16 protein-coding genes are annotated in these 18,645 nt (G+C 68.4%); 8 read left to right on the forward strand and 8 right to left on the reverse strand.

What is annotated here, in order from left to right; translation table 11 throughout:
* Positions 1 to 484 precede the first annotated feature (484 nt).
* Positions 485 to 1,636: a glutathione-independent formaldehyde dehydrogenase gene (locus IEZ31_RS43725; protein ID WP_190256045.1), complete on the reverse strand. Its 1,152-nt coding sequence runs from the start codon at positions 1,634 to 1,636 to the stop codon at positions 485 to 487.
* Between the two features lie 20 nt (positions 1,637 to 1,656).
* On the opposite strand from IEZ31_RS43725, the gene IEZ31_RS58390 reads away from it, so the two are divergent.
* Positions 1,657 to 1,791, forward strand: coding sequence for a hypothetical protein (locus IEZ31_RS58390; protein ID WP_268241744.1), 135 nt, complete (start codon positions 1,657 to 1,659; stop codon positions 1,789 to 1,791).
* A gap of 108 nt (positions 1,792 to 1,899) precedes the next feature.
* Here IEZ31_RS58390 and IEZ31_RS43730 read toward each other — a convergent pair whose 3' ends face one another.
* Positions 1,900 to 2,145 carry an MFS transporter gene (locus tag IEZ31_RS43730; protein WP_229836710.1) on the reverse strand — a complete coding sequence of 82 codons (246 nt, stop codon included), beginning with the start codon at positions 2,143 to 2,145 and terminating at the stop codon, positions 1,900 to 1,902.
* Between the two features lie 760 nt (positions 2,146 to 2,905).
* Between IEZ31_RS43730 and IEZ31_RS43735 the strand changes: the two genes are divergently transcribed.
* Complete coding sequence (locus IEZ31_RS43735; RefSeq protein ID WP_190256046.1) at positions 2,906 to 4,684, forward strand: tannase/feruloyl esterase family alpha/beta hydrolase; 1,779 nt, start codon at positions 2,906 to 2,908, stop codon at positions 4,682 to 4,684.
* Positions 4,685 to 5,148: 464 nt separating this feature from the next.
* On the opposite strand, the gene IEZ31_RS43740 is transcribed toward IEZ31_RS43735, so the two are convergent.
* Positions 5,149 to 5,826, reverse strand: a complete 678-nt coding sequence (locus tag IEZ31_RS43740) for a TetR/AcrR family transcriptional regulator (protein WP_190256047.1) — start codon at positions 5,824 to 5,826, stop codon at positions 5,149 to 5,151.
* A gap of 380 nt (positions 5,827 to 6,206) precedes the next feature.
* On the opposite strand from IEZ31_RS43740, the gene IEZ31_RS43745 reads away from it, so the two are divergent.
* On the forward strand, positions 6,207 to 6,914 hold the full coding sequence (locus IEZ31_RS43745) for a DUF2306 domain-containing protein (protein ID WP_229836713.1): 708 nt from the start codon (positions 6,207 to 6,209) through the stop codon (positions 6,912 to 6,914).
* A gap of 278 nt (positions 6,915 to 7,192) precedes the next feature.
* On the opposite strand, the gene IEZ31_RS43750 is transcribed toward IEZ31_RS43745, so the two are convergent.
* The 3 genes from IEZ31_RS43750 to IEZ31_RS43760 form a co-directional block, all read right to left on the reverse strand.
* Positions 7,193 to 7,360 carry a hypothetical protein gene (locus tag IEZ31_RS43750; protein ID WP_190256049.1) on the reverse strand — a complete coding sequence of 56 codons (168 nt, stop codon included), beginning with the start codon at positions 7,358 to 7,360 and terminating at the stop codon, positions 7,193 to 7,195.
* Entirely contained in the window at positions 7,357 to 8,154 is a 798-nt protein-coding gene (locus tag IEZ31_RS43755) for a hypothetical protein (protein ID WP_190256050.1), read from the reverse strand. The genes IEZ31_RS43750 and IEZ31_RS43755 overlap by 4 nt, the downstream gene beginning before the upstream one ends.
* Positions 8,155 to 8,663: 509 nt before the next feature.
* Entirely contained in the window at positions 8,664 to 9,263 is a 600-nt protein-coding gene (locus IEZ31_RS43760; protein ID WP_308429498.1) for a fumarylacetoacetate hydrolase family protein, read from the reverse strand.
* On the opposite strand from IEZ31_RS43760, the gene IEZ31_RS43765 reads away from it, so the two are divergent.
* The 3 genes from IEZ31_RS43765 (at position 9,156) to IEZ31_RS43775 (ending at position 14,310) form a co-directional block, all read left to right on the forward strand.
* Positions 9,156 to 9,962, forward strand: a complete 807-nt coding sequence (locus IEZ31_RS43765) for an alpha/beta fold hydrolase (protein WP_229836716.1) — start codon at positions 9,156 to 9,158, stop codon at positions 9,960 to 9,962. The genes IEZ31_RS43760 and IEZ31_RS43765 overlap by 108 nt on opposite strands.
* 25 nt (positions 9,963 to 9,987) lie before the next feature.
* Positions 9,988 to 10,404 (forward strand): hypothetical protein, encoded by a 417-nt coding sequence (locus IEZ31_RS43770; RefSeq protein ID WP_190256051.1) that lies wholly within the window; start codon positions 9,988 to 9,990, stop codon positions 10,402 to 10,404.
* A 264-nt stretch (positions 10,405 to 10,668) separates the two neighbouring features.
* Positions 10,669 to 14,310 carry a CHAT domain-containing protein gene (locus tag IEZ31_RS43775; RefSeq protein WP_268241746.1) on the forward strand — a complete coding sequence of 1,214 codons (3,642 nt, stop codon included), beginning with the start codon at positions 10,669 to 10,671 and terminating at the stop codon, positions 14,308 to 14,310.
* A 950-nt stretch (positions 14,311 to 15,260) separates the two neighbouring features.
* On the opposite strand, the gene IEZ31_RS43780 is transcribed toward IEZ31_RS43775, so the two are convergent.
* Complete coding sequence (locus IEZ31_RS43780; protein WP_229836718.1) at positions 15,261 to 16,184, reverse strand: NB-ARC domain-containing protein; 924 nt, start codon at positions 16,182 to 16,184, stop codon at positions 15,261 to 15,263.
* Positions 16,174 to 16,788 carry a Het-E N-terminal domain-containing protein gene (locus IEZ31_RS43785; RefSeq protein ID WP_190256053.1) on the reverse strand — a complete coding sequence of 205 codons (615 nt, stop codon included), beginning with the start codon at positions 16,786 to 16,788 and terminating at the stop codon, positions 16,174 to 16,176. The genes IEZ31_RS43780 and IEZ31_RS43785 overlap by 11 nt, the downstream gene beginning before the upstream one ends.
* Positions 16,789 to 16,961: 173 nt before the next feature.
* Between IEZ31_RS43785 and IEZ31_RS43790 the strand changes: the two genes are divergently transcribed.
* The gene (locus IEZ31_RS43790; protein ID WP_190256054.1) at positions 16,962 to 17,171 is read left to right on the forward strand and encodes a hypothetical protein; all 210 of its coding nucleotides are present in this window, start codon (positions 16,962 to 16,964) and stop codon (positions 17,169 to 17,171) included.
* Positions 17,172 to 17,399: 228 nt separating this feature from the next.
* The gene (locus IEZ31_RS43795; protein ID WP_190256055.1) at positions 17,400 to 18,611 is read left to right on the forward strand and encodes a ricin-type beta-trefoil lectin domain protein; all 1,212 of its coding nucleotides are present in this window, start codon (positions 17,400 to 17,402) and stop codon (positions 18,609 to 18,611) included.
* Positions 18,612 to 18,645: the final 34 nt, after the last annotated feature.

Below are 18,645 nucleotides of genomic sequence, written 5' to 3' on the forward strand. Positions count from 1 at the left end.
CTCTACCCGAAGCGTCGCCGGCTATCCCTCGTTCCCCCGGCTATGTCGGGCTCAGCCAGACCTGAAGCACTCAGCGGACGCCGACAGTCAGTCGGTCAGGACGGCTGACATGCGCAGCGTCTCCGAGGCGAAGGTCGGGGCGTAAAGACCGTCGTAGCCACGCGCAACCGCGTCGTCACAACCGCATCCCACGCTTCCTCTGCTGCCTGGGCTGCCCCCATGCCTTCTGTGCTGGTTGGCGTGAACGTGGCCAACGCGGGTAGCGGCACCGGCGTGGAGCGCAGAGCAGGGTGGTGATTCGGGTGGCGGTCAAGCTGAACGAACGCGGGTATCAGCACGCGCGGAAGATCGTCGAAGACAGGCAGTACGTGCTTGACGACCGTGACGAGTGGGCTGAGCGACACGACGTCGCCCAGGTCGACGCTTCCTCCATCGGCGACCTGGGCGACATGGCGCTGCTGCTGAGCGAGGCCCAACCTCCGCGTCAGAGGTCCGGGTGCATGATCACCTTGGTCCAGCCGCGCTCACGCTTGTCGAAGTGCTCGTAGCCCTCCGGCGCCCGGTGCAGTGGCAGCTCGTGCGACACGATGTACGATGGTCGCGCCTTATCCTCCACGATAAGGTTGAGCAGCGCCCGGTTGTAGTTCTTGACGTTGCATTGCCCGGTGGCCATCGTCTGGCCCTTGGTCCAGAACCTGCCGTAGTCGAAGGCCGCCTTCCCGTGCTTGTACAGCTGATCGGGGCTGCCGGGGTCCTCGGGTGTGAAGACGCCGACGACGCCGATCGTGCCGGCGACCTTGACGGTCTGCACGAGTGAGTTCACCGTCATCTCCGGGTGCTCCCGCCCGGACGCGTCGTGGGCCTGGTAGCCGACGCACTCGCAGCCCCGGTCCGCGCCGAGGCCGTTCGTCTCCTCCATCACCCGGTCCGCCACGGACTCCTTGGAGGCGTCGATCGGAATCGCACCGATCTTCGCGGCGAGTTCCAGGCGGTCCTGGTGGTAATCGACCACCATGATCTTGGCGGCGTTCTTGATCGTCGCCGAGAGCGCGGCCATCTGACCCACCGGCCCGGCGCCGTAGATCACCACCGAGTCGCCGGGCTGTACGCAGGCGAGCTGCGTCGCGTGCCAGCCGGTCGGGAAGATGTCCGACAGCATCACATAGTCGCGCTGCCGGTCCCGGTCGCGAGCGTTCTCCGGCAGCACGAGGCAGTTGAAGTCTCCGAAGGGCACCCGCAGCATCTCGGCCTGACCGCCGTGGTACGGGCCCATGCCGGCGAAGCCGTACGCGGCGCCGGCCATGTTCGGGTCCGGATTCGTCTGCAGGCAGAAGGCGGTGAGGCCGCGCTCGCAGTTCGCGCAGTAGCCGCAGGAGATGTTGAACGGCAGGCATACCATGTCGCCGGCGCGGACCTTGTCGACGCCCTTGCCTACCTCGACCACCTCGCCGAGGTTCTCGTGGCCGAGGATCCGGCCGGTCTCCATGTCTGTGCGGCCGTCGTACATGTGCAAGTCGGAGCCGCAGATGTTGGTGGTGGTGATCCGGACCAAGACATCCTGCGGGTGCTCGATGCGCGGATCCGGCACGTCCTTGACCGCGACGTTCCGCGGTCCCTCGTACACGACAGCCTTCATGACCGTGTAGTACCCGGCAAGTGGGCGTTGAACTGGCCGGCCGGGCGAACCGGGGGATGTCGTGCTCCGTGCTGCGCGCCATAGTGCCGGACAAGGAGTACCGCGACACGGTGGCGCAGCTGCCGAAGGAGCACTCCGCGATCCTGCCCGGCTGACCGCTCAACGCTCGCTCGGGGCACCGGCCGGCAGCAGGTGCCCGACCTTGGGAGCGGTCGCGGCGAGCGCGTACGCCCGGCGCTCGATGCACAGCTGGACGGCGATGATCAGGTGGCGGCGGTCGAAGATATCGGCGAGCGCCCCGCGGGCAGGGCGAGCAGCAGCACCGGCAGCGTGGTCGCGGTCTGGACCAACGCGACGAGGATGTCCGCGCCCGGGATGGACACCAGCAGCCACTGGGCGCCGACCGTCTGCATCCACGTGCCGCTGTTGCTGACCAGCATCGCGATCCACAGCGCGCGGAACGTCGGCACGCGCAGCGGCGCCCACGCCGACCTCGCCGGTCCGCTCACCTGATCCCAGCGTCGCGGTCACCTGAGCCACGTACCCGCTCGGTACGACTTGTCGCGCTCCTACCGCGATTTCCGCAGAAGTCCGGTCACTGCACGTGCAGGACGTGGTCGACGCGGGCCAGTCGCAGGGCGCGCACGACGCGCGGCACCGGGGACACTGCCTTGAGCGGGGTACAGCACCGCGCCGGTCAGGCTCAACGTCTCCAGGAAGTCGAGGGGAATCCCGGCCGGGCCGGTCGCTTCTTCCGCTCTTGGAGGTGGGCTTGCGGTTCACGGACGTCTCGAATCGACGCTCCCGGCGAGCACACCACCTCATCCAGTTTCGCCGCCAGGCCACCAGGCGGGCATTCGGCCGGGGCAGGTCCGAGTCGGACCGCGCCGCCGCCCCGGCGTCGGTCATCCGGCAGTACTGCGCCGCCTTGCGCAGCCCAGTGCATGCTTCGTCGGCCAGCGGGCGCCGCGTTCGGGTCACCGCAGCACGATGAGGAGTAACGGACATAGGCCGACGTGTTCCGGTCTGGGACGTTGGTGACTTTTGGCGTGGATCAGTGAGACTCGCGAATACGGATGATTACCAGCGGCGATGGAACCTGGTCACAGGCCGAGTCGGATTTCGCCCGGGACCCGGCGCGATTCCGGACCTCCGGTTCGGTATTGACACCTGCTCGGGGCCAGATTTAGCTGGCCATGCTCGTGTCATGGGGTCCCGGCGTCGTCGAGATCCCGAGATTGCGCGTACGCCGCGAAATGGAGGACACGCATGCGCGCTCGTCTACTGGGCTCGACACCGGGACGCGCCATCCGCACCGTTGCAGTCCGGGCGCTACCGGTCGTGCTCGTCGTCCTCGCCGTCCTCGTGGTGGCCGGCGGTCCCCAGGTCGCGTTCCGTATGGCCGTGGCCGGAACGCTCGCCGAGGCGAACGGTTCGTCCTCAGTCTCCAGCCCTCCCGTGGTGCTGCCGACGATCGACTGCGCGGCCCTCGCCGGGCAGGACCTGTCGGGGACGCCCGACGCTCCGGCGGTCATCGGGTCCGCGACCCTGACGACCGAGTTCGGCTGGGAGGCCTGCGAAGTCAAGGGAACCGTGGCGCCGCAGATCCAGTTCGAGGTTCTCCTCCCCACCACGACGTGGCGGCAGCGGTATCTGCAGATCGGGTGCGCGGCGCTCTGCGGCTTCGTCGACTTCTACGCCGACGCGACGGATGGGTGCGTGCCGCTGACCCGCGGCGACTTCGTCCTGGCCACCAACAACGGGGGGCACGTCGGCGTCTCCGGCTTCGACGCAACGTTCGGTGCCGACCCGCAGCTCCGGGTCGACTTCGGCTACCGGTCCGACCACGTCGTCGCGCTCGTCGCCAAGCGGCTCATCGCGCTCTACTACGGACGAGGCCCGCGCTACTCCTACTTCGACGGCTGCTCGCAGGGCGGCCACCAGGGATTGACCGAGGCGCAGCGGTACCCGCATGACTTCGACGGCATCATCGCCGGAGCCCCGGCGTCGTTGCTCACGTCGCTCCTCGTGTGGTCCGCGGGCTGGCACGCCACGGCGAACACCGACGCGCGGGGCCGACCTATCCTGACCGCCGCCAAGCTTCCCTCGCTGCACGCCGCCGTCCTGCGCGAGTGCGACGCGAAAGACGGCCTGGCCGACGGCCAGATCGACGACCCGCGTGCCTGCGCGTTCGATCCGCGGAGCCTGCGCTGCACGACGGGAACCGACAACGCGAACTGCCTCACCGACGGGCAGATCGAGGCCGTACGCAAGCTGTACGACGGGCCACGCGACGAGCGGGGTCGGCTGATGTACCCGGGGGGCGAGCCCGTGGGTTCGGAAGCGAACTGGGCGCGCTGGGTCACCCCGACCGCCAACGGCGACCCGGCCGTGGCCGAGGCCAACGCGACGAGCGCGCTGAAGTACCTCGCCTACCCGTCCGCCCGGCCGTCGATGACACTGCGCGACCTGCACTACGACTCGGCGACGTTCCGCGAGATCGCCCAGCAGGCCGCCATCTTTGACGCGACCGACCCCGACCTGACGGCCTTCCGCGCCGCGGGTGGGAAGCTCCTCCTCTGGCACGGCTGGGCAGACCAGGCGATCTCGCCCTACGGCACCATCGCCTACTACCACGCCCTCACCGAGCGCATGGGCGGGACGGCGGCCACGCAGCGGTTCGCCCGCCTGTTCATGCTGCCTGGCGTCGCCCACTGCGGTGCCGGTCAGGGACCGGACGCGATCGACGCGCTCACCCCCACCCTCAACTGGGTCGAGAACGGCGTCGAACCCGACCGGCTCGTCGCCACGAAGTACCAGGACGACGGCACCGTCGTGCGGACCCGGCCGGTCTACCCCTATCCGACCGTCGCCCGCTACGACGGGAGCGGCAGCATCGACGACGCGGCGAACTTCGTACCGGCACCGCCGCCCACGCGCTACAAGGACGACATCGCCTGGCTCGGGTCGTTCCGCTCCGGCTACCAGCAGACCTGCGTCTGGAAAGACGGCCACTGGGTGTGCACCCCGGCGCGAAAGCCGAGCTAGCTTCGGAGGCGTGGCGTCATACTCCCGACCGCTCACGTTGAGGAAATCGAGCCCGGATTGATAGGTCGCTGCGACCTGACCGGTCAGCGTCTGTGCGCCGTCCGACGCCAGGAAGGCCAGTTATCACCGGGGGTTCGGGTGCCATCGGATCCGCCATCGTGGCGGCCCTTCAGGAGTTGGGGCATCGTACGCCTTTTGAAACACGCCTCAGCGCATGTGGATTCCGCCATCGACCACGCCGTCCGACGCGACGACGTGTGCCAGCGCAGTGGCACCGGCAAGGGACAGTGGTGCTACTTCTTCCCCCAAGGGCCGAGAACGGCTCCTTCTCAGGTCGCCGAACTTGAGGCCTGTTGTCGTGCACGCACGATCACCAGCAGCCACCTCCGCATGCTGCTGAGACCCGAGCCCCGGAACCGATACGGCTGAACGCTTGCGACCGCTTCAGGTAAGGGTTTGGGCGGTCAAATACCACTGCCACCGGGCAGTCCCGCGACAAGGACGTTGAGGGCGTAGTCGATGGCTGCGCTCTTCTCGTCGGAAGTCGACTGGGGTAGCAGGTCGAGAAGCATGGTCGACAGGCCATGCACAGTGGCCCAACATGCCATCACCGCCCCGCTCTTGTCCGCCGGATGCAGATACCCCACATCGATGAGCCGGTCGAGCGCACGCAGCAGGAGGGCTTTCGGTTTGGGTCGATCGTCATCGACCGCCAAGTACGTATCATCGGGTGCTCCGGGAACCTGTATTCCGGTCGGGTCACCGCCCATCGCTGTGCGGAACAGTCCCGGCTCGGCCAAGGCGTAGTGAACATAGGCTCGGCCGACTTCGGCCAGGTACGCCTTCGCCGCCTCCTGCGGGTCATCCGGTGCAGTCGCCGCCGCGGCGTCGAGGTGGGCGTTCATTGCCACGGCCATGTCGCCGCGTGCTCTCTGTGCAACCGACTGCTTCAGGGCAGTCAAGGTCGGGAAGTGGCCGTACGCGGAGTTGGGCGCGACACCGACGACCCTCGCGACCTCTCGCAGGACTACCGCTTGCGGGCCGCCGTCGCGGGCCAGGTCGATTCCGGCGGTGATCAGGGCAGCGCGCAGGTCGCCATGGTGATAGGTGGCTCGCGTGCGGAGGATGCGCTTCTCGACCATCGTCAAATTTTGTCACGAGGGCCGACGCACATGAGGACGCAACTGCATGCCGCAGGTCGGACGGCGGTGGGCGTGCGGGATGTCTTGGAGAGCTTGACGGTGTGAGATGCAACCCGCAAAACTCACGCCGTCCAGATTCTATATACCGACTTATCGCTTATATCGGCTGTAATCAGACATTGCGCGGCGCCCCAGTTGATTGACGGAGCGAACACCCATTGCAATACTCACAGCGTCCAGATGCTGCTCGGCCGCTCCGCGAGCCGTAGTGCGCGCTGCCCTGCCGCAGCCTGATTCCTCACAGACTCGAAAGTTGGTTTCCCGGCATGGTCTCCTCAACTGCACGACCGCCGGCGGCCCGGCAACGACGCGGTGCCCGTGTGAGCTGGACCGTCGTGACGCTCATTTCCCTGGCGATCGCGGGGTTCTTCGTTGGCCAGTACGCCACCGGAAGCCTCGAGACCCTGGAAGCCAAAGGGACCGGCCTCGCGCCCACCTATGCGAACCGGCCGGGGTTCGTCCAAGTGGCGTTCTACGTCCACATCGTCTCAGCGGGCCTGGCCCTCGCCGTGGGACCGTTCCAGTTCGCCAAAGCCATCCGCCGCCGCTACCTCAACCTGCATCGCTGGATCGGACGTACCTACCTGATCTCCATCGCGTTCGCGTCTGCATCCGGATTGGTGATGGCCGCCTACAGTTCAGCGGCACTCGTCGGCTTCTTCGGATTCGGCTCTCTCGCGGTGCTCTGGGCGTGGACCTCCTACCGCGGATACCGCGCCGTTCGCGCCCGTGACCTCGCCAGTCATCAGGCATGGATGATCCGAAGCTTCGCGCTGACCTTCGCCGCACCCACCCTCAGGCTGTGGCTCGGCGTGCTGATCGGCGTCCAGCTCCTGGCCGGTCGCTGCGCCACCGCCGACGTGGATCAGATGTTCGCCGACGCCTACGCTGCTGTCCCGTTCCTGTGCTGGCTGCCCAACATCGTCGTGGCCGAACTCATGATTCGCCGACGGAACCTTCCCGGCCTGCGTTTCTCACCTTCGACCACCTCCCGCCCCCAGATCGCGGAGGCCACAGTCGACGCGTAACACCGCCACAACCGACAGCCCATACCGAGTTCACCGCCGACGACACCGAACTCCAACGCCTCTGCCGCCCACTCGCCCCGAGGCGCGGGCACAAACTGGCGCTGACGGTCGCGGCCTGCGCAGTCGGCCCGGCGGTCTCCGGTAGCGCGGACAGCGACCAGCTGACCTTCCGGGCGTGCCCGATCAGCGAGCACCCCGACGCCCTCGCCGGGGAGCCGAGCGACGGGCAGATCGTGGCTGCGGCGGCCCGCGCCCTACCGCGGTGGCTGGTCGTGCGCTCAGTCTGCGACTGGGGCACGGACGGGACCGGCCGTCGCCGCGCGCATGCCGCCGCCAACGTTGCCGGCTTCCTGGTCCACGTGATGCGAAGCGGCGGGCTCGACGGCTGACAAGGCCCGCTCCGCGAGGACCCGCATCGGTAGATGCTGAACGATCGTCTCGATCAAGACCACGACCATTCCGCCCTACAAAGCTTACAGTCGGGCTTGCCGCACCCGCGTGCGGACCGCAGTTCGTCGCGTTCCTCAATCAGTGCGGTATAGCGCAGGTGCCGCGAATGTTGGATGCGTATCCGCAGCGCCCAGCGGGACATCGGTCCCAAGGCCAGCATCGCGATGGCGAGTATGGCGCCGAGCGTGAAGACGAGTGGGGCTGAGAGTGCTGGGTCCGCGACGAAACCGCAGCCCAGCACTGATATCGCGACGACATCCACGATCAGGACTGCGTTCGCCCGCGCGATCTCGCTACCGGTCGGCCCTTCGTAGCTGCCGTTCGGCAGTTCGCGACGCCTCCGTTCGACCTCGTCAAGCAGCGTCCGGGCGCCCGGCCAGTCGTTCTCCTTCTCGTGCGCTCGGACCTTCGCCTCGTGTGCCCGGTGCCTCCGCTCGCGCTGCTCGGCCGCCTGCCGGGCCTTCTTCTCAGCTTCCCGCGCCGCCGCAGCGACAGTCTCGACCCGCTGGTCCTGGCATTGGATGCATTCGTCGATCATCACGCGAAAGCCGGGCGGCCGGTCGTAGCTCTGATGCGCCACACAAAAGACGTGTTCGCAGCTGGAGCAATGACCCGCGGCAGGCTCCGCGCACGGCCTGTGCCCGCCGCTGCTTGTGGCGACCTCGATGTCGCATCGCTTGCCCGAGGTCAGCCATCGCTGCCGAGAGACAGCGATGTTGGTCGCGCGCTCCCGCTCCGCCCGCTCCCGCTCCTGCGCCGCGATATGCGACTGAATCTCGATCGAGCGCATGAGCTCGTAGTCGATGTTAGGGCGCCATAGGGGCCCGCTGTCGGGGCTGCCGCCCAGTCCGGACATATGGCGAAGCTATCGCTGAACTTTGCTATGCCGCCAGCATCGCCCGACTCCGATACGTCGCCGAACGGACGACGCGGCCGAGCCGAACGTCAGGCAGATTCCGACGCCGTCCCCCGACGATCGACTCCCCGACCGGCCACCGCGGAGGGCCAATCGGGCGAGGAACCCCTGCCGCGGCTCCGGGCGCACGTGGCCTGGGCCACAGTCCCGGCCGGCCAGCTCACCCAGAGTGCCGAAGCTCCCGGCCCATTCCATGAACCCGAGGAATCGCTGACGGGTGTCCGGTGCGCGGTATACGACGCCCTGGGGGATTCCGGTCTGCAGGATCGTTCCCCGCGGGATCACGCCGGGCTTCGCCGTCAGGTGCGTGGGCACGCCGTCGCTGTCCCAGGTCCGGTCCCCGGCAGCGAGGACCTTCTGCATCATCGTGCGGACGTCCCACATCAGGTTGGACGGGTGGCTCGCTGGCGCAGGTCGCCGTTGACGAACAGGTCGAGCTGCAGATTCTTGTAGTACGACTCCCAGTCGGCGGGGATGACGAACAGGTCACCGGTGCTGAGGAAGCCGGGCTGGCTCTTCGCGTTGGTGAACCCGGCGCCGCTGGTGAGGTTGTCCACCTCGATCTGGTTCACCAGCAGCTCGCGGTCGGTCCAGTCGTTCGACAGGACCAGACCCAGATGCTTCGGGATGCCTGTGTCCGTGGTGATGTCGTTCAGGGCGACGATGCCGAGCTCCACCTCGTAGTCGAGGAGGCCGTGGGTTCCGGCGAGCACGGGCTCATTGGAGTCGGTGGGTGCTGCGATCTTGGGGAACACGAACGGTTCCTCGATGGTCGCTTCGGCCTGGTGCTCGATGTAGTTGGTGCCGATACCGACGTGGTGGGGGTGCGTGTCCAGTGAGGTGAGTGTGTCTACGCGAGGGTGAACGGTTTCCAGATGCACTACCTCCACGGGGGCAGCGGCTCGCCCGTCGTGCTTCTGCACGGCTTCCCGCAGACGTCCGCCGAGTGGGAGCCGCAACTCGAGGCACTCGCCAAGAATCACACCGTGATCGCGGTCGACCTGCGTGGAACCGGTGACTCCTCCGTCCCAGGGACCGGCTACGGCACGGCGCAGCTGGCCGACGACGTGCACAAGCTGCTCGCCCAGCTCAATCTCAACAAGGGCATCCAGATCGTGGCCCACGACATCGGCGCATGGATCGCCTACCCCTACGCCGCGATGTGGCCCACCGAGGTCAGCAGGATGGTGGTGATGGAGGGCCCCATCCCCGACCGGTCCCTCTACACGTTCCCGGCCTTCTCCCCGGAGGGCGAGCTGTCGACCTGGCACCTTGGGTTCTTCCAGAAGGACTTCGCCCAGGATCTGGTCCGTGGCCACGAGCGTGCCTTGGTCAAGGGGTTCATCGAGCAGTACCTGGCAGTGGACACTGCATTTGACGCCCGCGACTACGAGTTCTACGCCCGATACCTCCGCGAGCCCGGCCGGTTCAAGGCGTGGATGGACATGTACCAAGCGCTTCACACCGACATCGCCCAGAACGAGAAGTTCCGTGAGGCGGGGCTGCTGAAGATGCCGGTCCTGGCCGTCGGTGGCGAAGAAGCGCTGAGCAGCGCCGTCGGTACTCAGTGGAAGGGCTACGCCTCGAACGTCGAGACTCAGGTAATGGCCGACACCGGCCACTGGCTCACCGAAGAGCGACCGCGGGAGCTCACCGCGCTGCTGCTCGAGTTCCTGCGCTGACGGCTGAATACGCTGAGGTCTTATCTTGAGCTACGAGACGCAGCGCAAGACGTGGACGACGATCGATGTTGGCGTCACTGTACTGGCGTTCGCGGCCTCCGCGGAGCGGATCGTGACCGTCGCGCGCGGCGCTGACGACCGGACCTTGCAGGTCGGACGGTTCCAGGTCGGCCAGCCCGCCGAAACGCAGTTTGCGGCCGTGCGCCCCGGCCTGTCCTGGCTGGCCATCAATAGCTACCATGTCCGCGGCTTCTCGATCGGGGAGTTCATCGACACCGGCATGTGGCAACTGGATGCCTGCCGAGACGCGGCCACCTGGATCCCGCTGGGCGGCAAGCGATTCATGCGCTACGGCGGCCAGGTTTGCGGCGGCGACGTTCCTCAACCACCCAACCGATCCTGGCGATCGTTCGGCTTTAAGGTGTTTGATCAGGGATGTTGAGCTCTTCCGCACCGCGCCCGAATGCTGTCCTGCCCCGCGGCGATCACGTTGTCCGTCCACCCGCTCCATGAACCATCTCGCCGACCTGATCCGCCAGCAGCGCAAACCAGCGGTCCATCGAGGTGGCGGCGCCTGAACGCCGGGTAGGCCGGCGCTGCTCGCGCTGGCGACCTGAGCAATGGCGACATCTGGACCCGTCTCGGCGCCGGATTTGCGGTTCCCTCGTAACGTGGAGGCCAGAACCTGAGGGATAGAGGTTCATGGCTGAGCCGAGACCGTCGGTTCGATCCGGAGTTCCGGGAAGGTGCGGTCCGGATCGTGCGTGAGACCGGCAAGTCGATCGCGCAGGTCGCGCGTGACCTGGGGATCAACGACGGCACCCGGCCCGGACCACCCGGATCACTGACGGGAGCGGACACCCTGCATTCCGACGACCGCATTGGGGCCCTGGCCGTTTACCTCGGACAGAGCACACACGGCTCGAATCTGAATTCGGCTATCCTCAGCGAGGCGGCGACCATTGCATCCGTCACCCTCGCCCGGGCATTGCCCGATGATCAGGACGCGGCTGCGGTCCTTGCCGAGTTTCATCGGGAGCGATTCGAACTCCTTCGGGACACCGATCATCGAGCTGCGAGAGCGGAGCTCAAAGCCGCGAAGTGGTGGTACCGCCGGACGGCGGGGGACCTAGCCGGGGAAGCGGCGATGCCGCCGGCGATCGCGGCTGAACCGGACGGGGAAGACCCAGACGCATGTATTGCCGAGGCGCTTCGAGGCGCGGACCGGGCTCGTCGAGACGTGAGCGTCGCGTTGCCCGAGTTGGACGCCGCGATCGACCACGCCAGGAGAGCGTTTGCCGGCGTCTGTCCCGATGATCCTCGGTACAGCCACGCCGCGTCGGTGCTGTGCATACTGCATCGGCTCCGTTTCGAGGCTCGGTCGGTCGAAGTCGATCTGGATGATCTGCAGCACGCCGTCGACTTCGGCTTGATCGCGGTCAGGTTCGCAGCGCCGTCCGAGCCGGACCGCGCGAAGTACATGGCGGCCCTGAGCGACGCGTTCCTCGCCCGGTACGAGTCCAGCGGCACGGAGGAGGATCTGCTGCGTTGTGTAGGCGTGCTGGTGAGGGCTGTACAGGCGCAGGGTGACGCGCCGACGGTGGAGGTCCTGCACAGTTTCGCGTTGGGCATGGGTGCGCGCTACGCCCGGACCAACGATCCGTCCGACCTGGACGCGGCCATCACTGCTGCGGAGGGTGCCCTGGCGCTGCTCGACGGTGCGGAGGAGCGGCCGGCGCTGCTGCTGACCCTGGGTGGCAGGCTATACGCCCGCTTCCACCGCGATCGGCGTGACGGTGATCTCGACGGCGCCGTGCATGCGGCGCGTGAGGCGATGCGGACGGCGCCGCCGGCCAGCTCGATCAGGGCGATGGCAGCGGCGAATCTCGGCCTGGCGGTCGCGGTGCTGTCCGTCGAGCGCCACGATGAGACGCGGCTCGACGAGGGGGTCGAGGCGGTTCGGACCGCCCTGGAGACGCTTCCGGAGGAGGCTGCCCTCGCGGTGCGGCTGCAGTTCGCGCTCAGCGCTCTCCTGCTGCAGCGGTACGGCCTGCTGCGCACGTCGGAAGACCTGTTCGAGGCTGTGGCACTGGCCCGCCGGGCGGTTGGTGTCGACGCCACGCGCGGGCCGCGGCGGGCGAAAGACTCGGTGCTCCTGGCTGAGGCCGAGCTGATGCTGTTCCAGCACACCGACAACCAGGCGGACCTGGACCGCGCGATCGCGGCTCAGCGCAGAGCCCGGCGGCTGCTGCCGGGCGACCATCCGGATCGGGTCGCCGCCGACGGCGCACTCAGCCGGCTGTTGTGGCTGCAGTACACGACGACCGCACAGCGCACACCGAACCGGATCCCGGCGTCCGTCCTGCGAGATCTGGACGAAGCGGTCACCCTCGGGCGAGCCGCGGCTGGCGCGGCGACCGGCGACCCGGGCGAACGGGTCCTGCGGTGGACAAGTCTCAGCCGCGCGCTCATGGTGCGCTACGAGCAGGCGCACCTCGAGGCCGACATCGTCGAGGCGACGGCGGCGGCCACGCAGGCGCTCGAGCTCAGCGATCCGGGCGATGCATGGGCTGCTGCGGCAACAAACCTCGGTCTCATCTGGTACATCCGTCACCTGGTCGGCGGCGCTCACGAGTCGATGGACACGGCGCTCGAGTGGTACAGGAAGGCATTCGAGGTCGTACCCGCGTTGCCGATCAACCTCGTCACCGAGGCACTGGTCTACGGCGGGCTCGCGTCCGCGGCCGGACGATGGCGCGAGGCAATCCGAGCCTGGGAACAGCTCATCGGCGTGTTGCCGAAGCTCATCAGGCCCCGCCTGACCCGCGGCGATCGCCAGCGTGGACTGGTCGACCTCGTCACCGTCGGCCAGTATGCCGCGGACGCCGCGCTCCGGCTGGGCGACGTCAGCAGGGCGTGGGTGCTCCTCGAACAGGCGCGTGGCGTGCTCATGGCACAGGAGATGACGGCCACGGTCGAGATGGACGACCTCAAGCGTGCCGATCAGGAACTCGCCGAGCGGTTCGACCGGTGCACGCGCGTGCTGGCCGGGACCGCGGTCAGTTCGCTCGAAGGCGTGTCGATGCATGATGACGCCGCCCGCGCCTTGGCCTCACAGGAATGGGACCGGACCGTTGCCGAGATACGGACGCGACCTGGATTCGAACGCTTCGGCATGCCGTTGTCGGACGTGGAAATCGCCGCGGGCGTGGGCGGCGAATGCGTTGTGGCGCTCATCGTCACGCCCGACTCCGGCCACGCGCTCATCGCAAACGCTGGTCGGTTCGACGTGCTGGTGCTGCCCGGCTTGACCGCTGCGGACGCGGCCACGGCTTTGAACGTCCTGCTGACCTCGGTCCACACCTCCGACTGGCGTCGGGCGGCCGAGGTGCAGGTGCCGGCACACTGGCCGGCGGTGGCGGCGATGCCCGCGGCCCCGACCCCCGGCGTCGCGACCGGCGGCCTCAGCGCGTCCGCCGGTACCCGATTTCGGGCGGCGCTGACGTGGATGTGGCACGCCGTCGCCGAGCCGGTCCTGCGTCACCTTGGTCACCTCGCCGGCCCGGCGGCCGCCTGGCCCCGGGTGACCTGGATGCCGACGGCGCCCCTGACGGCCTTTCCGGTCCACGCCGCGGCCGACTACGGCCAGCTGGTGCCGGAGGCCGGGGCGAGCGTTCTGGACCGGGTGATCTCCTCGTACGCGACGACGGTGCGGGCCCTGCGCCATGCCCGTCGACCTCCGACCGCCACCGGCGGTGGATCGGCGCTCGTCGTGGGCATCTCCGACACCCCCGACCGTCCCCTGCCCAGTGCCGGACGCGAGGCGCTGTCCGTCGCCGCCAAGGTCGGCACCGAGGCGCTGCTCGACCGGGATGCCACCGTCGACGCGGTGACCCGGCGGCTACCCGACGCGCGCTGGCTGCACCTGGCCTGCCACGGGTACGCCGACAGCGCCGACCCGTCGCAGAGCCGCGTCGTGCTGGCGGACGGCTCGCTGCGCGTATGGGACCTGGCCCGGCTCGGCTCCGACGAGGCCGAGGTCGCGTACCTCTCGGCCTGCCTGACCGGCTTCGGCGGGATCTCCTACGCCAACGAGTCACTGCACGTCGCCTCGGCCCTGCAACTCGCCGGATTCCGCCACGTGGTCGGCACACTCTGGCCGATCGTGGACGCGCCGGCCCGGCACATGGCGAACCTGTTCTACGACCAGATCCTCGTGCACGGGGACCCGGCCGAAGCGCTGCACCACGCGCAGCGCGAGCTGCGCTCGCGCTACGGACCCGCGGTGGCCGGCGCGTATGTCCACTATGGACCGGCATACCCGACCCGAAGGGATGTCATCGCATGACAGGCGACGACAGCGTCAGTGCATTGCGTCGGCAGCTCTCCGACCTGACCAATAGGCGGTTGCGCCCCGTGTGGGGTTCCAAAACCCCGTCGCCATGGCTGGCCTGCAATGATGTGGTGCCTGGCCATACCCTCGGGCATCATCGTGATCTATGGCGTTGCGGTTGCTGTACCTCCTGTGCCGCCTGTACCGTGCCGAAATTCGTCGCACAGGGCCTGAACCGCTGTTTCGCGATAGCGGCGCAGGATGGGAGACATGTTGGTTCGGCTGCTGTACCTGAGTGCGGTGCGGGTGTTCGGACTGTGGGTGCCGATAACTACGTCCGGGCTGGTCAGGCGGCGTGGTGGTATTCGTGGATGACGCCGCCGAGGCGGTCGCTCCGGCGGATGTGTATGTGGGTGATGGTGGCCAGGTCGGTGATCGGTTCAGGCAGCGGTCGCAACGGTCCCACGAACCGTTCTCCCGAGCCAGGCGCAGCACCAACAGCCGGATCGACCGCACCGTGCGCGGACGGCCGACGTGCTTGGGCCGCGAAGCGCGGGCATGCTGGGCGGCGATCAGGTCGCGGTGCCAGCCAAGCACCGTATCCGGGCGCACCACGAGCCGGATCTGGCGTAGCACGGCGCGGGGCAGGCGATGCAGCAGCGCGGCCAGGAACGCCCGATCAGCCGGAGCGAACCGGACTCTCGCCCCGCCCAGTTGCCGCTCCAGGATCGTCACCTGGTGGCGGAGCGCCAGGATTTCTACGTCCTTGGCCCGGTCGTCCATCGGGAGCAGTCCCAGTAGCGCCAGCCCGTTGGTCACAGCGAGGTACGCCAGGGTCGGAAGCCACGCCGAGGTCTGCGGCACATCTTTGGGTAAGATTCGTGCCAGCGATACCCCTTGACGGTGCGACACCTACGGGCGGCGCGACCAGCGCAGACCGTGGCGGGCTACCTGTCGGCTGAAGGTCAAGGCCCGCCGGTTGAAGCCGAACACGGTCGCCCGGTACGCCGACACAGCCGCCACACCGTGTCGGCGACGTCGTCGGCGTCGACCGGCCCGCCGATGCGCCGGGCGCAGACCTCCACGACCGCGCCCGTGGTGAACACGCTTATCGGGATGCCGTTCGGGTCCAGCAGCGCGGCCACCACCAGCACCGGCGTGGCCAGGCCCCGGCTGTACCGGTCGGCCAGGTCGACCGACAACGCCCACACCGCCGCCACCGCCGTCGGGTGATCGTCGGGCAGCGCCTGCGGGGACAGGTCCGCCAGCCTCCGGCCGGCCAGCCGCTGGCGGTACCTGGCGCAGGTCAGCCCCTGATCCTTCATGTAGGCGGCGGCCTGGGCCAGCGCGAGCGGCAGCCGTCCGAGGTCGGCCGCCAGCAGGTCCGCCTCGGCCAGGCGGCCGCCGAGCTTGGCGTGCAGGTACGCCATGGCTTCGGTCTTGGTGAACACCCCGACGTCGATGTGGTGGCGCCCGTCCAGCAGGGCGGCGTCGCGGCGGCGGGTCGTCACCACCGTCGCCCCAGTGGGCGCCGGCGGCGGCCACAGGCCCTTCACGTCCTCGGGGTCGGTCACGTCGTCGAGGACGATCAGCCATCGCCGATCGGTGCCGGCCAGCCAGGCTAGGAACCGGGTCGCGCCCACCGCTGGGTCGGCGTCGTCCACCCCGGCGACGTGCGCGGCGGCCTGCGCATACGGGGTGATCACCGCGGTGCGGGAGGTCGCCGACACCCAGACCAGCAGGTCGACCCGCCGCTGCGCCCACCACCGGTGCGCCAGGCCGGCCGCCAGCTGCGTCTTACCGACCCCACCCAGCCCAGCCAGCACCTGGCATACCACCACCGCGCCCGCGCCGGCCGGCCCCAGCGCCGCGGCCAGGTCACGGTCCACCGGACGGTCCAGGCGCCGCACAGCCAGCGCCGGGACCGGCCCGCCCTGGTGCGGCCACGTCACCGGCTGGTGGCCGACGAACGTCACCGGGCCGTGAAACACCCCGCCGATGACCCCGACGGTGACGCCCGGGTGCGGCGCCGGGCTTGTCGTGCTGGTGCCGGCGGAGGGCGCGGCCACGCCCCCGCCGGCGGGACAGGGGGAGCGGTACCTGCCCGTACGTGATCGTGACCGGCCCGGACACCGTCCCGGCGGCCACTCCGGTGTTGGTGCCGATGTGGACGGTGCCGTCGCCGACCTGCACGCCGCTGCTGTGCTCGACCGTCACGGTGTACTTGCCGGCCTGCGCACCGGCCGGGTCGGCGAGCGCCAGAACCCGGCGGGCCGCGGCCAGGATCTGGTCGTCCCGGTCGGCACCGCAGGCACCGAGGTCCGCGCCGAGCCGGGCCTGCCACACCTGCGGGTCGTCGGTGGGCTCGGCGTCGAACTGGTGCACCGCGGTGCTGCCGTCGAGCCGCCGCCGCAGCGCGTCCCGCAGCCCGGCGTACGCGTCACCGATCGCCGAGCTGGCCACCTGCGACGTGCCGGACGCCGCGCCGGCCACGAACGCCGCGGGCCGCCGGTGAAGATCGTTCCCGTCAACCAGAAGTTGATCACTTCGCTGGCCTCGGATTGAGTGGCGGTGATCGTTCCGTCAACCGCCGCCCACCAGCGGCAACGAAGTCTGGACACGCTCATCGAAAAATCCGCCAGGCCAGCCGCGGCATGCCCGCCGTGATGATCCGCCAACTCCAAGTCTTCACCCAGATCATGCACAACACCACGACCCCGGCGCAGCGACAGGTACTGCTCGACCAGGCAGCGATGATCCAACGCGCCAACGTGGAGGCCAACCCCGAACCGGCCGACCGCGCAGACGTACAACGCCGCTACGACCAACTCCTCGCAGTACACGCCCACCTCACCGACGGCCGCGTGCGGCGGTGACCCCGCGCCGTCCTGTGAACCGCTCGTGGACCAAGAGTGGACCGGTCCTCGACATACTGGCGCTGCATTGAAGGTGATCGCGGTTCGTCGGAAAGGACGTTCGTGGGACACAGATTTCGACGGCTCCTGGCGTACATCGTGGCGTGGGTGGTGGCAGCGACCGCCGCTGTAGTGACTCCAACGGCCGCTCAGGCGGCCACCATGGATCCCGCATTCCCGGGAGACTGGATGAGATGGACGTTCGCCATACATGCGAACTCCGGGTTGTACATGGACGCGAAGAACGCCGGCGGTGCGGGAACCCCGGCCTGGCTGTGGAGACGCAACGGCGACGCCGCGCAGACGTGGGTCACCGAGTTTGCGGCCCAGGGTGGCTTCTACCTCCATCCCGGGTACAACCGGTGGCTCTGCCTCGGCCGCAACAGCACGCAACAGCAGGCTGCGGTGCTCGTACAGTCCTGCTCCGGCAGCGGCAACCAGCGCTGGTCCTTCGGCGGGGACAACACGTTCTACTCCATCTATGACATCCGAGCGGACTCCGGGCTGTGCATCGATGTGCAATGGGGCAATCTGTCGGCCCAGACGCCGCTGTGGCTGTGGCCGTGCAACGGTGGGGACGCACAGCGATGGATCGGCGCTCCACCACGGGTGAACAGCGCGAGTGAGCCCGTGTACTTCATCTCCGGGTACTCCTTCGGAGGTGGCACACCGGGGCACAACTGCTTCGACGACTGGGGACCGGCCGTCACCGCGATGCGATCGTGGGGGTGGACCGGCGCGGCACACCTGGTCGGCTTCTACCAAGGCGACTCCAACTGCAACACGCAACTCGGTAGCGCCACCCGAGAATATTCGATCCGGGACATCGCAGTACCGATCGCATGGCACATCTACAACAACTACACCCTGAAACGGATCCCTGTGGACATCATGGCGCACTCCATGGGGGGCCTGATCGCCCGCGCCATCCTCACCGGCGTGGCGCGGCGCGAGCGCCACCCGGGCGGCGCGTTGGTGTTCCCACCGTACCTGTACGTCGAGGATGTCGCGACGCTCGGCACGCCCCACGGCGGGCTCGCGGGGACGCAAGAATTCCTCGCCTGGCTGTTCGGATCGTCTTCACTCCAGACCGCCGAGATGAGGACCGGCTCCGGTTTCATGCAGTGGCTGTACGACAACCCGCAGTCCGCGCAGGGAACCGACTGGACGCTGATCTCGTCCGGTGCCGATGAGGTCGTCCCCACCGGAACGGAGATGTCCGCCGGGCACAAGGTGACGTACGTGCAGTTCATGCACAACCAACTCCCCTCGGCCACCTCGGGTTCCTATCGCCAGGGCTACTGGAACTACTACGACCCCGGGGTCTGGTACACGACCGACAACGGTGCCGCGCCTGTCCGGGCGGCCTGGAACGCGCTCTACTGGTGGAACGACTGGTGACGGAACCGCAACGAGGGACGCGGAGGTCCATCCT

The sequence above is a fragment of the Dactylosporangium sucinum genome (assembly GCF_014647515.1).
Lineage (GTDB): Bacteria > Actinomycetota > Actinomycetes > Mycobacteriales > Micromonosporaceae > Dactylosporangium > Dactylosporangium sucinum.

Excerpts from the sequence above, each read along its gene's own strand:
- IEZ31_RS43740 (WP_190256047.1), bottom strand. The coding sequence starts at position 5,826 with ATGGTCGAGAAGCGCATCCTCCGCACGCGAGCCACCTATCACCATGGC.
- IEZ31_RS43725 (WP_190256045.1), bottom strand. The coding sequence starts at position 1,636 with ATGAAGGCTGTCGTGTACGAGGGACCGCGGAACGTCGCGGTCAAGGAC.
- IEZ31_RS43795 (WP_190256055.1), top strand. The coding sequence starts at position 17,400 with ATGAGATGGACGTTCGCCATACATGCGAACTCCGGGTTGTACATGGAC.
- IEZ31_RS43790 (WP_190256054.1), top strand. The coding sequence starts at position 16,962 with ATGATCCGCCAACTCCAAGTCTTCACCCAGATCATGCACAACACCACG.
- IEZ31_RS43735 (WP_190256046.1), top strand. The coding sequence starts at position 2,906 with ATGCGCGCTCGTCTACTGGGCTCGACACCGGGACGCGCCATCCGCACC.
- IEZ31_RS43755 (WP_190256050.1), bottom strand. The coding sequence starts at position 8,154 with ATGCGCTCGATCGAGATTCAGTCGCATATCGCGGCGCAGGAGCGGGAG.
- IEZ31_RS43765 (WP_229836716.1), top strand. The coding sequence starts at position 9,156 with ATGCACTACCTCCACGGGGGCAGCGGCTCGCCCGTCGTGCTTCTGCAC.